This is a genomic window from Saccharopolyspora gloriosae (assembly GCF_014203325.1).
Lineage (GTDB): Bacteria > Actinomycetota > Actinomycetes > Mycobacteriales > Pseudonocardiaceae > Saccharopolyspora_C > Saccharopolyspora_C gloriosae.
In genome coordinates, this window is sequence record NZ_JACHIV010000001.1 from 2988572 (window position 1) to 3000726 (window position 12155).

Annotated in this window: 14 protein-coding genes; 4 read left to right on the forward strand and 10 right to left on the reverse strand. The window is 72.3% G+C overall.

The annotated features are described in order from the left end of the window. Positions 1–62 precede the first annotated feature (62 nt). The 3 genes from BJ969_RS13230 (at position 63) to BJ969_RS13240 (ending at position 2630) form a co-directional block, all read left to right on the forward strand. Positions 63–761: an MSMEG_4193 family putative phosphomutase gene (locus BJ969_RS13230; RefSeq protein WP_184479234.1), complete on the forward strand. Its 699-nt coding sequence runs from the start codon at positions 63–65 to the stop codon at positions 759–761. Continuing rightward, positions 758–1201 (forward strand): DUF6314 family protein, encoded by a 444-nt coding sequence (locus BJ969_RS13235; RefSeq protein ID WP_184479235.1) that lies wholly within the window; start codon positions 758–760, stop codon positions 1199–1201. Before BJ969_RS13230 ends, BJ969_RS13235 begins: the two co-directional genes overlap by 4 nt. A 238-nt stretch (positions 1202–1439) precedes the next feature. Further along, complete coding sequence (locus tag BJ969_RS13240; RefSeq protein WP_343071379.1) at positions 1440–2630, forward strand: RtcB family protein; 1191 nt, start codon at positions 1440–1442, stop codon at positions 2628–2630. Between the two features lie 275 nt (positions 2631–2905). Here the strand turns inward: BJ969_RS13240 and BJ969_RS13245 are convergent, their stop codons facing one another. From BJ969_RS13245 to BJ969_RS13260, 4 genes are all read right to left on the reverse strand, one after another. Then, a complete protein-coding gene (locus BJ969_RS13245) occupies positions 2906–3163 on the reverse strand; it encodes a helix-turn-helix domain-containing protein (protein WP_184479236.1) in 258 nt (85 codons plus the stop codon). A 39-nt stretch (positions 3164–3202) separates the two neighbouring features. After that, positions 3203–4021 (reverse strand): CPBP family glutamic-type intramembrane protease, encoded by an 819-nt coding sequence (locus tag BJ969_RS13250; RefSeq protein ID WP_184479237.1) that lies wholly within the window; start codon positions 4019–4021, stop codon positions 3203–3205. Next, positions 4014–4589, reverse strand: coding sequence for a TetR/AcrR family transcriptional regulator (locus BJ969_RS13255; RefSeq protein WP_184479238.1), 576 nt, complete (start codon positions 4587–4589; stop codon positions 4014–4016). Before BJ969_RS13255 ends, BJ969_RS13250 begins: the two co-directional genes overlap by 8 nt. 80 nt (positions 4590–4669) lie before the next feature. After that, a complete protein-coding gene (locus tag BJ969_RS13260; RefSeq protein WP_184479239.1) occupies positions 4670–5518 on the reverse strand; it encodes an alpha/beta fold hydrolase in 849 nt (282 codons plus the stop codon). A gap of 226 nt (positions 5519–5744) precedes the next feature. Between BJ969_RS13260 and BJ969_RS13265 the strand changes: the two genes are divergently transcribed. Next, entirely contained in the window at positions 5745–6923 is a 1179-nt protein-coding gene (locus tag BJ969_RS13265) for a macrolide family glycosyltransferase (RefSeq protein WP_184479240.1), read from the forward strand. 310 nt (positions 6924–7233) lie between these two features. On the opposite strand, the gene BJ969_RS13270 is transcribed toward BJ969_RS13265, so the two are convergent. The 6 genes from BJ969_RS13270 to BJ969_RS13295 all read right to left on the reverse strand — a co-directional run bounded on the left by BJ969_RS13270 (position 7234) and on the right by BJ969_RS13295 (position 11799). Next, positions 7234–7809 (reverse strand): 1,2-dihydroxy-3-keto-5-methylthiopentene dioxygenase, encoded by a 576-nt coding sequence (locus BJ969_RS13270; RefSeq protein WP_184479241.1) that lies wholly within the window; start codon positions 7807–7809, stop codon positions 7234–7236. Between the two features lie 13 nt (positions 7810–7822). Beyond that, positions 7823–8461 carry a methylthioribulose 1-phosphate dehydratase gene (gene mtnB / locus BJ969_RS13275; protein ID WP_184479242.1) on the reverse strand — a complete coding sequence of 213 codons (639 nt, stop codon included), beginning with the start codon at positions 8459–8461 and terminating at the stop codon, positions 7823–7825. Continuing rightward, positions 8458–9177: an acireductone synthase gene (gene mtnC / locus BJ969_RS13280; RefSeq protein ID WP_184479243.1), complete on the reverse strand. Its 720-nt coding sequence runs from the start codon at positions 9175–9177 to the stop codon at positions 8458–8460. The genes mtnB and mtnC overlap by 4 nt, the downstream gene beginning before the upstream one ends. Beyond that, positions 9174–10238, reverse strand: a complete 1065-nt coding sequence (locus BJ969_RS13285; protein ID WP_184479244.1) for a s-methyl-5-thioribose-1-phosphate isomerase — start codon at positions 10236–10238, stop codon at positions 9174–9176. The genes mtnC and BJ969_RS13285 overlap by 4 nt, the downstream gene beginning before the upstream one ends. Before the next feature lie 118 nt (positions 10239–10356). Next, positions 10357–11145, reverse strand: a complete 789-nt coding sequence (locus tag BJ969_RS13290) for a putative protein N(5)-glutamine methyltransferase (RefSeq protein WP_343071380.1) — start codon at positions 11143–11145, stop codon at positions 10357–10359. 183 nt (positions 11146–11328) lie between these two features. Continuing rightward, positions 11329–11799 (reverse strand): hypothetical protein, encoded by a 471-nt coding sequence (locus tag BJ969_RS13295; protein WP_343071381.1) that lies wholly within the window; start codon positions 11797–11799, stop codon positions 11329–11331. Positions 11800–12155: the final 356 nt, after the last annotated feature.

Genomic DNA, 12155 nt, shown 5'->3' on the forward strand with positions numbered 1-12155 from the left:
GGGTGTGCGATCGGACCCCGCCGCGAGACCCGGGTGGTGCGTTGTCGTTACCCTCGGCGGTCGTGGCGACTCTCATCTTGCTCAGGCACGCACGGTCGGCGGCGAACGGTTCGGGGGTCCTCGCCGGGCGCAGCCCCGGGGTGGGGCTGGATGCGACGGGCACGTCGCAGGTGGCCGGCCTGGGGGCGCGGTTGGGTGAGGTTCCGGTGTCGTCGGTGGTGGTCTCGCCGTTGCAGCGGTGTGCGGAGACGGTGCGGGAGTTCGCGGCGTCGCGCGGGCTGGAACCGGTGGTGGACGAGCGGTTGTCCGAGGTGGACTACGGGCAGTGGACGGGGCGGAAGGTCTCGGAGCTGACGGGGGAGTCGTTGTGGTCGGTGGTGCAGCAGCACCCGTCGGCGGCGGTGTTCCCCGGCGGTGAGGGTTTGGCCCAGGTGCAGGCGCGCGCGGTGGCCGCGATCCGGGAGCACGACGCGCGGGTCTCGGCGGAGTTCGGCCCGAACGCGGTGTGGCTGGCCTGCTCGCACGGCGATGTGATCAAGTCCGTGTTGGCGGATGCGCTGGGTCTGCACCTGGATGGTTTTCAGCGGATCGTGGTGGATCCGTGCTCGTTGAGCGTCGTGCGGTACACGGAGACGCGGCCGTTCGTGGTGAAGGTGAACGACACAGGTGCGGACGTGTCGGCGTTGCTGCCCCCGAAGGAGGCGTCCTCCTCGGACGCGGTGGTGGGTGGTTCGACGGGATCGTCGGGCGCGGCGTCGTGACCGGCGGCTTCGCGGTCGAGGACGTGGCGGCGTTCTTCACCGGCACGTGGGGCGTGGCGCGCGGGATCGTCGATGACGCGGGTGACCGGCTGGGTGGCTTCGAGGGCGAGGCGGTGTTCGCGGCCGAGCCCGACGGGTCGTTGGTGTACCGGGAGCGCGGTGAGCTGGTGCTGGGGGCGCATCGGGGTTCCGCGCAGCGCACCTTGCGCTACCGGGTGACGGGTCCCGGTCGGGCGTCGGTGTTCTTCGACTACGGGGACTTCTTCCACGATCTGGATCTGCGGTCGGGCCGGTGGCAGGTGGAGCACCCGTGCCGGGCCGACCTGTACCGGGGCGAGTTCGTGGTGTCGGGCCCGGACGCGTGGTGGCAGCAGTGGCGGGTGGCGGGTCCGGCGAAGGCGCACACGTTGACGACGGATTTCGTGCGCGTCGCCGGGTAGCGGTGCGGAAATTCGTTTGCGGGCGGGTTCCGCGGACCGTCATGATCGGTGCGGTCGGAGTCGAGGGAGGTGGTCCGGTGCGGCGGTCGTCGCGTTCGTGGTCCGGGTCGCCCGCGCGAGGGGGCGTGTTCTGACGCTGCCGCAGGTGCGGTGGTGAGGTCCGGGTCGGGTGGCTCGGGCCTTTTTCGTTGTCTTGTCCCGGGAGGCGTGGCCTCCCGGTGGTTCTGGGGAGGTAGTGGTGGCCGGTGTGGTCGGCGGTGCTTCGGTGCCGATCCGGATGTGGGCGGATCCGGCGCGGGTGGAGACCGCGGCGATGGAGCAGCTGCGCAACATCGCGAACCTGCCGTGGGTGCACGGCCTGGCGGTGATGCCGGACGTGCACTTGGGCAAGGGCGCGACGGTGGGCAGCGTGATCGCGATGCGTGATGCGGTGTCGCCGGCGGCGGTGGGGGTCGACATCGGGTGCGGGATGAGCGCGGTGCGCACGTCGTTGCGGGCCGCGGACCTGCCGGATGACCTGGGGCGGTTGCGGCGGCGGATCGAGTCGGCGGTGCCGGTGGGGTTCTCGATGCACGACGAGCCGGTGGACGTGTCGCCGGTGGGCGGTGAGTCCGGGTGGGACGGGTTCTGGGGCCGGTTCGGCGAGCTGCACGAAGGGGTGCGCGACCGCCGGAGCAGGGCGTTGCGGCAGTTGGGCAGCCTCGGCGGTGGCAACCACTTCATCGAGGTGTGCTTGGAGCAGGGCGGCGCGGACGCGGGGCGGGTGTGGTTGATGCTGCACTCGGGGTCGCGCAACATCGGCAAGGAGCTGGCGCAGCGCCACATCGAGGTCGCGCGGTCGTTGCCGCACAACGCGGATCTGCCTGATCGGGACCTGGCCGTGTTCGTGGCGGGCACACCGCAGATGGAGTCCTACCGGCGGGACCTGTTCTGGGCGCAGGAGTACGCGCGGCGGAATCGGGCGGTGATGGTGTCGCTGGTGCAGCGGGCGCTGGCGGCCACGGTGCCCGGCACCCGGTTCGACGAGCCGATCTCCTGCCACCACAACTACGTCGCGCAGGAGTCCTACGACGGGGTGGAGCTGCTGGTGACGCGCAAGGGAGCGATCCGTGCCGGCAGCGGGGACCTGGGAATCATCCCGGGCAGCATGGGCACGGGTTCGTTCATCGTGCGGGGATTGGGGAACCCGGAGTCGTTCGCCTCGGCGTCACACGGTGCCGGCCGGGCGATGTCGCGCACGAGGGCGCGCCGGGAGTTCACGGCGGCGGACCTGGTGGCGCAGACCGAGGGCGTGGAGTGCCGCAAGGACGCGGGCGTGGTGGACGAGATTCCGGCCGCGTACAAGGACATCAACGAGGTCATGCGGGCGCAGACGGACCTCGTGGAGGTCGTCGCGCACCTCAAGCAGGTGGTGTGCGTGAAGGGCTAGCGGGGTGGTGTGCACCTGGCTTCGGTGTCGGCCTGCGCACGGGTCCGCTCAGCGGAACCTCAGGTGTCTTCTCGCTGCGGGATCTTTTTCCCGAGTGGCTCTCCGCCACGAGGGAAAAGCCGTCCTCGCGAGAAGACACCTGAGAACCCGCCGGTGGTCGGCCTGCTCAAGCCGGTCACTGCTCAGCGGCTTCGCCGCTGACAAGGAAAGGACGAGGAACGCCGCTCACGCGGAGGGGCAAGATCAAGGGCAGATCGGCCGATCGCTCCGGGGCTTCAGGCGGTGCGGGCTGCGGGGGTGGTTTCGGTGTGCAGCACGTCGAGGGAGAGGCCGACTTCGGCGGCGACGGCGGCGACGGTGAAGAACGCGGGGGTGGGGATGCGTCCGGTTTCGATCTTGCGGAGGGTTTCGGCGGAGATTCCGGCGCCGGTGGCGACGTCGATGATGCTGCGGTCGCCGCGTGCGGAGCGCAGGAGTCGGCCGAGGTTCTCACCGCGGGTTCGTTCGTCCGGGCTCAGCGGTACGCGCACCATGCCCGGGATCATACGTCCGGTACAACTATCCCGGTATAGTTATCGCATCCAGCGTGTCCGGCCGAACCGGCCGGTGCCCTGGTGCGACAGCGCCGGGGTGCCTCGGCGCCACCCCGGCAGCGCCGTCGCGGCGGCGGCCACGACAAAGCCGGTCGACATCGTCGCCGCGACGATCGGCGAGCCGTACTCCGGCAGCACCGTGCTGGCGAGGTTGAGCGCCGCGTGCCCGAGCACGGCGGTGGGCACGCTGGCTGAGGCGGCGTCGTAGGTCCAGCACAGCAGCACGCGCAGCGCGATGGTGCCGACACCCCAGGCGGCGATCCAGGTCGCGCCCCTACCCGCCTGGATCAGCGGGATGACGTGCCAGCCCGCCCAGAACGCGCCGAGCAGCAGTGCGACCCGGAGACCGCCGCCCCGGCGCGAACGGGCGTAGGCATGTCCCGTCCAGCCCAGTTCCTCGCAGATCGCGGCGATGAGGAACAGCGCCACCAGCACGGGCAGCGCTCGCCACGGCACGGCGAGGTCGGCGAGGCGGCCACCGGCCGAGGTGTGCGCGGCGAGCATGACCAGCGGGATCAGCAGGACGGCGAAGGCGTACCAGCCGAGATCGGCCCGGCGCGGACGCAACCGGGCCAGCAGCCGGCGCGCACCGCCGGGGTGTTCTCGTCGGGCGAGCAGCAGCGCGGCCAGGGCGGGGGTCACGAACATCGACGCGCTGGCCGGAAGCCCGAGGGGCAGGTCGCCGGGACTTCCGATGACGGCTCCCAGCGCCCAGTGCGGCAGTGACAGGAGCAGCACCAGACCGTAGAACGCGTTCGGTCCGCGGCGCTCCCGGCCGGTCCGGTCGTGCTCAGCCATCGGCCGGGGCGTGGTCGGTGAAGTGAGCGCACACCATTTCGACGAGCGCGGTGACGTCGGCGTCGACCATGGGGGCTCCGGTCATGCCCATCCGGTGCAGCAGCGTGCCGACGACGACGTCGATGAGGAACAGGACCCGGTGCTCCGGCTCTCCCAGCGCGTCCTGCAGCGCCAGCCGGTAGGGGTCCTGCAGGCGGGTGGCGAGGACTTCGCGCAGGGCGGGATCGCTGACGCCGTCGGTGAACACGCCCGCGAATGCCGCGCCCACCCCCGGTTCGTTGATCTTGGCTGCGATCCAGTGCACGGCGGCGGAGATGTCGCCGCGCCGGTCGTCGCCGGTCAGCGGCGCCGGGCCGAAGGCGTCGACGAGGCAGTCGACGATCAGTGCGCCCTTGGTCGGCCAGCGGCGGTAGATCGTGGTCTTCGCGATGCCCGCCGCCTGAGCGATGCGTTCGACGGTGGCGCGGGCGTAGCCGAGTTCGTGGACCGTGCGCAGGGTCGCGGTGCGCACGACGGGCTCGACCCCGTCGCGGGGACGGCCGGGCGGTTTCGCGGCGGTTCGCGGCATGGCCGCACCGTAGCGAGTTTCGATACTTCAGGTTGCGAAACCAGGCGTACCGGAACCCGTTCGGAGCATGGGCGACGCCGCTACCGCGCTCCGATGCGTTCGGCGGCGGGGGTGGTGAGGAACTCCAGCAGGTCGGTGTGGAACTCGTCGCGGTGCGCGCCCACCAGGCCGTGCGGCGCGCCCGAGTGCACTTTGAGCGTCGCGTCCGGGACCAGGTGCGCCGAGTGCATCGCGGCGGCACCGATCGGCACGATCTGATCGTCGTCGCCGTGCACGATCAACGTCGGCACGTCGATGCGGCGCAGGTCCTCGGTGAAGTCGGTCTCGGAGAACGCCGCCACGCAGTCCAACGCGGCCTTGAGCCCGGCCTGCATGCTCATCAGCCAGAACGCGTCGCGCAGCCCGTCGGAGACCGCCGCCCCTGCCCGGTTCGCGCCGTAGAACGGCGCGGAGAGGTCCCGGTAGAACTGGGAGCGGTCGGTGGCCACCCCGGCGCGAATCTCGTCGAACACCTCGATCGGCTGCCCGTCCGGGTTCGCGGAGGTGCGCAGCATCAGCGGGGGCACCGCGCTCAGCAGCACCGCCTTGGCGACCCGTCCCGTGCCGTGCCTGCCGAGGTAGCGGGTCACCTCGCCGCCACCGGTGGAATGCCCCACCAGGATCGCGTCGCGCAGGTCCAGGGCGTCGAGCAGCGCGGCGAGGTCCTCGGCGTAGGTGTTCATGTCGTTGCCGCCCCAGGTCTGGGCGGAACGGCCGTGCCCCCGGCGGTCGTGGGCGATGCCGCGGAACCCGTGCGAGGCGACGAGCATCAGCTGCTCGTCCCACACGTCGGCGTGCAACGGCCAGCCGTGGCTGAACACCACCGGCGTGCCCGCGCCCCAGTCCTTGTAGAAGATCTCGGTGCCATCGTGGGTGATCAACGTCGGCATCGGTGCGTCCTTCCCGTCGCGGTGTCACCCCCAGGTTCCCGGGCGGGACCGGGCTCGGCCGGAGGCTTTCGCCCCCACCTGCCCCGCGGGTGATTACCGTGCGCGCCGTGGTGGGAGCACACGGTGTGAGGATCACCGCACGGGCCCGCTCCACCACGGTCCGGCGGGCGCGGGCAGACTCGACCGGTAGGGGCCGAGAAGGCCAGTGCCGATCGCAAGGGGAACCGTGAACAAGCACATCGCCGTGGTCACCGCGCCGGGCCACGGCCACATCAATCCGACGCTGCCGCTGGTCGAAGAGCTGACGCGGCGCGGGCACCGGGTCAGCTACGCCACCGGCGAACGCATGCTCGGCACCGTCGAGCAGGCCGGTGCCCGCGGCGTCGAGCTGCCCATGTCGATGCCGACGGTCACCCCCGGCATGGAGATGACCGTCGAGACGATGGCCGGGATGCTCGAATACCTGCACGGCGAATGCCGCGCCGCGCTGCCGGTGCTGTTGGAGCACTTCGAGCAGGACCGGCCCGACGTGGTGTGCTTCGACATGCTCACCCCCGCCGGGCGGATGCTCGCCGACAAGCTCGGCGTTCCCCTCGTGTCGCTGATGCCCAGCTTCGCCTCGAACGAGGACATGTCCCTGCAGCAGCGGATGATGCCCGCGGGCTTCGACCCGCAGGACCCCGTGCTGGTGAAGGCCGCGGCCCTGTTCGAGGAGATCGCCGAGGACTTCGCGCTGCCCGGCGACCAGTTCCCGATGCGCCCGGTCGCGGGCGCGACCAGCGTCGTGTTCCTGCCGAAGGCCTTCCAGATCGGCGCGGAGACCTTCGACGACCGGTTCCACTTCATCGGCCCCTGCCTGGGCAGCCGCGCCGAGCAGGACTACACCCCCGCCGACGAGCGGGCGCCGCTGCTGTTCATCTCCCTGGGCACCGCGTTCAACAACCGCCCCGACCTCTACCGCACGTTCCTCGACGCGTTCGGCGACGGCGCATGGCAGGTGGCGATGGCCATCGGCGGCAGCGTCGATGTCGCCGACCTCGGCGAGATCCCCGCGAACTTCGACGTGCGGGCAGGTTTCCCGCAGCCCGGCGTGCTGCGGCGCGCCTCGGCGTTCGTCACCCACAACGGCATGGGCTCCACCACGGAGGCCCTGGCCTACGGGGTGCCGATGGTCGGGGTGCCGCAGATGCTCGAACAGGCCGTCAACGCCGACCACGTCGCAGCGCTCGGTCTCGGCCGCCGCCTGCCCGACGACGAGCTCACCGCGGACGGGGTGCGCGCCGCCGTCGACGCGGTCGCCGCCGACGAGCGGATCCGCGCGAACCTCGCCGCGATGCGCGCCGAAGTGGACGCCTCCGGAGGCGCGGCCGCTGGGGCCGACGCGATCGAAGGCGCCTGCCGCTGACTGCTTGTCTTTGATCTCGGCTTGCGTGGAACCTCAGCGGTTTCCTCGCTGCGGGATCTTTTTTCCAAGTGGCTCCGCCACGAGGAAAAAAGCCGTCCTCGCGAGGAACCCGCTGAGAACCCGCCGGTGGTCGGCTTGCTCAAGCCGGTCACTGCTCAGCGGCTTCGCCGCTGACAAGACAACGACAGCAAACGCCGCTCATCCGAGAAGCCAAGATCACGGGCAGGCAGTGAGCACGCGCCACCAGCCCCCGGACACGGCGACGCCCCGCACCGTCGGTCGGTGCAGGGCGTGCGGTGCCGGTCGCGGATCAGCCGCGGGAGGCGATCAGCTCGTCGAAACCGGGGAAGCGCTCCGCGGTGTCGGTGTTGAGGAACTCGCCGATCCAGCCGTCGTCGTCGTGGAAGAAGCGGATCGACACGAAGTCGGGGCTGGTGCCCATGTCGAACCAGTGCGTGGTGTTCGCGGGCACGCTCAGCAGGTCGCCCGCCTCGCACAGCACCGCGTAAACCTTGCCGTCGAGGTGCAGGTAGAACACCCCGGCGCCGCGGGCGAAGAACCGGTCCTCGTCGTCGTCGTGGGTGTGCTCGGACAGGAACTTCTCCCGCGCGGCCTTCGCCTTCGCCGGCCACTCCGGGTCGTCGGACGGGCTCATCGCGATCGCGTCGACCTTGATGTAGCCCTCGCTGTCGATGACCCGGTCCACCTCCGCCCGGTAGGCGTCGAGGACCTGGTCGGAGGTCGGCTCCGCGGGCAGGTCCCGCAGTTCCCAGCGTTCGAAGCGCACCCCGAACTCCTTGAGGACGTCGCCGATCTCGGCGGGGTCCTCGGTGCGCACCGTGGCGGTGGCGGGATCGGTGTCGTCCCACACGGTCAGCAGCGTCATGTGCCTCTCCTGTTCAGATGTGTCCGGCCTGGTTCGCGGCGAGGGTGAACGACACCAGCCACTCCAGGCACTCGGCGCGGTGCCGGGCCTGTTCGAGGTCGTCGCCCCACACGTACACGCCGTGGCGGGCGACGATCAACGCCGGTGTCGCCGGGTCGAAGCCGTCCTCGAAGCGGTCGCCCAGCCACGTCATGTCCTGCGAGTTGGCCACGACCGGCACCGTCACCACGTCGTCGTGGGCGCCGCGGCCGAGGCCCTTGAGCATTTCCAGGTCGCGCAGCACCACCCCGCCGGGCCAGCGCTCGGCGGCCAGCACCGGGGCCAGCACGTGCACGTGCACCACCGCGCCCGCCCCGGCCACGCGGGCGATGCGGGCGTGCAACCCGGCCTCCGCGGAGGGCCGCTGATCCGGCCGCGGCTGGTCGGGGACGGCGGCGCCGTCGGCGTCGACGACCACCACGTCCTCGGCCCGCAGCAGGCCCTTGTCGCGTCCGCTGGCGGTCACCGCCAGCCGCAGCGGGTCCGACCGCAGCGCCACCGACAGGTTGCCGGAGGTGCCGCGCATCCAGCCCAGCCCCGCGAACCGCGCCGACTCCGCGGCCAGCGCCGCCCCGGCCCGCTCCAGCTCGGCCCCGGTGATCGTCTCGCTCATGCGGGGACCTCGATGCTGATGTCGTCGAAGGTCTTCACCGTGCGGTGCGCGCCGAAATCGGCGTCGGCGAACGGTTCACCGGGCCGCGCCAGGCCCACGGTGCGCCAGCCCGCTTCGGCGGCGGCGTCGAGTTCGGCGGGCACGTCGGAGGCGAACAGCACCTCGTCCGGCGCGGTGGCGAGGACCTCGGTCATCGCCCGGTAGGAGTCCGCTTCCCGCTTCGGGCCCGCGTTGACCGTGTCGAAGTGGTGGGTGAACAGGTGGCGCAGGTCCCCGTCGGCGGTGTGCGAGAACGAGGCGATCTGCGCGGCCACCGAACCCGAGGAGAACACCGCCAGGCCCGCGCCCTGCTCGCGGAACTGCAGCAGCGCGCCCACGACGTCGGCGAACAGGTCGGTGCGCAGTTCCCGGTCGGCGTAGCCCTGCTGCCAGATCAAGCCCTGCAAGGTCTTCAGCGGGGTGGCCTTGCGGTCGGCGTCCATCCACCCGTGCAGGACCGCGACGATCGCGGCCGTGTCCGCTTCGGCGTCCAGCCCGGCTTCCGCGCGCACCGCTTCGACGGCCGCGGCGACCTGCGGGTCGTCGGGGTGCGCGTCGATCCATGGGCCCAGGCGCGGCCGGGCGTAGTCGTAGAGGACGCGGTGGACCTGGCTGGTCGGGGTCACCGTCCCCTCGATGTCGATCACGACCCAGCGGGCCGGTGTCGGTGCGGTCACGAGCTCTCCTCCCACTGCTGGGCCGTGGCGTAGCCGGCCAGGTCGTCCGGGGCGAACGGGCCGCGGTCGGTGACCACGGTGGTCACGAACCGCGGCGGTGTCACGTCGAACGCCGGGTAGTGCCCGCGCACCCGCTCGCTCGCGGTGCGCCGCCCCAGCGTGTGCAGCACGTCGTCGCCGTCGCGGTACTCGATGGGCACGTCGGCCGCGGTCGGCGCCTTCGGGTCGGGGCCGTGGCACAGCGCGTGGAACGGCACCCCGAACGCGTGCGCTGCCACCGCCAGCTGCAACGTGCCCACCTTGTTGATCACGTGCCCGTCGAGGGTGACCCGGTCGCTGGCGGTGAGAAGGGCATCGACCTCGCCGCCGCTGAACAGCGAGGCGCCCATGCCGTCGGTGACCAGCGTGGTGGGCACCCCCATCTCGGCGAGGGTCTCCGCGGTCAACCGGGCGCCCTGCAGGTAGGGGCGGGTCTCGGTGCAGAAGAACGACAGCCGCTTGCCCGCGCGCAACGCGGCCGCGACCGTCTCGGTCAGGTACAGGTCGCCCCAGCAGTGGGTCAGGACGCGGCCCTCGTCGGGCAGCAGCGCCGCGGCGGCCACGCCCATCGACCTGCTGCGGCCCCGGTAGTCGGCGTCCCCGGCGCGCGCCCCGGCCAGCGCGGCGGCGGCCAGCTGCTCGGGGGAGTCCTCGCCGCGTTCCCGCGCGGCTTCGACCGCGTCGAGCACCCAGGACACCGCGATCCGCTGGTGGTCGTTGGTGGGGCGGGTGGCGATGAGCCGTTCGGCGGCCTCGGCCAGCCGCGCGCGCACCTGCCGGGGTTCGTCGGCGGCGGCCTGGCGCGCGGCCAGCGCCATCCCCCACAGCGCCGCGAAGTACGGGCCGCAGGACTGGGTGACCATGTCCTCGATGGCGCGGGCGACCTCGTCGACCGTGCGCGCGTGCACCCAGGTCCGCTCGAACGGGAACACCCTGCGGTCCAGCAGGTGCACCCCGTCGTCGCAGAGCCGCACGCTGTCGGCCAGCACCGGCGAACCGGCGGGTTCGGTGATCAACACCATCAGTGTCCTTTGTGGATTTTCAGGGACGGGCGACGGACCAGGATACTGAGCCGATCCCGCTGCGGCGCAACGCCTTCCAGATTCCGGGACTCGGACATGCGCATGTGTTCCCGCGGCGTCACCCGGCGGTGCCGATCACCACGGTCGCCGCCACGTCCGGGTCGGTGACGGTCCGCGCGTCCAAGCCCTGCTCGGCGAGCGCGGCGGCCGTGCTCGGCGCCTGCTCGGTGCTCGTCTCGATCAACACCACGCCCCCGGCCGCCAGCAGGCCCGGCGCGGCCGCCGCGACGCGGCGGTGCACCGCCAGCCCGTCGGCGCCACCGTCGAGCGCCACCCGCGGCTCGTGGTCGCGGGCCTCCGGCGGCATCATCGCGATCCGCTCCGTCGGCACGTACGGGGCGTTGACGGCCAGGACGTCCACCCGGCCGCGCACCGACTCCGGCAACGCCGCATCGAGATCGCCCTCGTACACCCGATCAGGGGGCAGGTTCCGCCGCGCGCACCGCACCGCCGCCGCGTCGACGTCGGCCGCGTGCACCACCGCGCCCGGAACGTCCGCGGCCACCGCCGCGCCCACCGCGCCGCTGCCGCAGCACAGATCGACCACGACCGGCGCAGGACCCGCCGCGTGCGCCGCGATCACCGCGCGCCGCGCCAAGAACTCGGTGCGCCGCCGCGGCACGAACACCCCCGGTTCCACCGCGATGCGCAGACCCCGGAACTCCGCCCAGCCCAGCACCTGCTCCAACGGCAGCCCAGAGGCCCGGCGCGCCACCGACTCCGCCAGTTCCCCGGCCGTGGCGGCGGCCTCCAGCAGCAGCCGCGCCTCGTCCTCGGCGAACACGCACCCGGCGGCCCGCAACCGGGCCACGACCTGATCGAACGAGGCGACCTGCGACAACGGCACCGAACCCTTCCCGTCTCCACCCGCGGACACCGCACGCGGGCGGGCCCGACCTGGGCGGCGACACCGTACCGGACGCGGCCCGCCACACCCGCCGTCGGAGGGCACCCGAAAGGGGCCGGACATGCGACGACGCGGCGGCCGAGCTCGTGATACGAACTCGGCCGCCGCGTCGTGGCAGAAGCGTCAGCGGCGCTTCTTCGGCGGATCCTTGCGCAGCAGATCCGGACCGATGATGCGGCGCACCACGCGGCGGGCGAGGCTGCGCCGCCGCACCGGCTGCTGCGCGGGCCGCGCCTGCGGCGCCGCCGGAGCGGGAGCCGCGTCCGGGATCGGCACCACCGGCTCGGCCGGTGCAGCGGGCTGGGCCACCGGCGTCAAGTCGGCGGCCGTTCCTTGCGGGGATCTCCGCGCCGCCGGTTCGGGGGTCGCGGCACGCGCGGTGGGCGGGTCCGGGTTGAGCCGCTTGGCGAACTCCGGCCGCTCATCCCGGATCGCCGGGATGTAGGGCTGGGTCACCTCGACTCGATCCGGCCGCGGCACCGCCGGCTCCGAACGCGGCAGGAAGTCCTCCGGCCGGGCCGTGGGGCCTTGCGGGGTAGCGGGCGGTGCCGGTGCCGCATCGAGGGGCAATTCTCCGACGAAGCGAGTGGTCACGGGCCCGGCGTCAGGCCGCGAACGGTCCTGCTGCTCGGGCGAGACCGCCGGCTGGAACCAGGGGCGAACTAGATCGTCTTGAACAGTCATCCGTATCGACTCTGCGGGGAGCAAACGGCCAGTACCACCAGTGGGTGACCCACCAGCGGATCAGACCCTACCGGTAACGGACCGGTAAAGCACCACCCGAGTGGGCGCGAAATGTGGGTGAGTCACCGCGCACCGTCACCGCCAGTGCGCGGCATCGCGCTCAACTGCGACGATCAACCCGACCGCTAGGGCCGAAGGCGGGATGCGTTCCCCGCCACACCCCGCCGCTCGTCGCCGACCGTGAGCACGAACACGGGCCGCCGGGG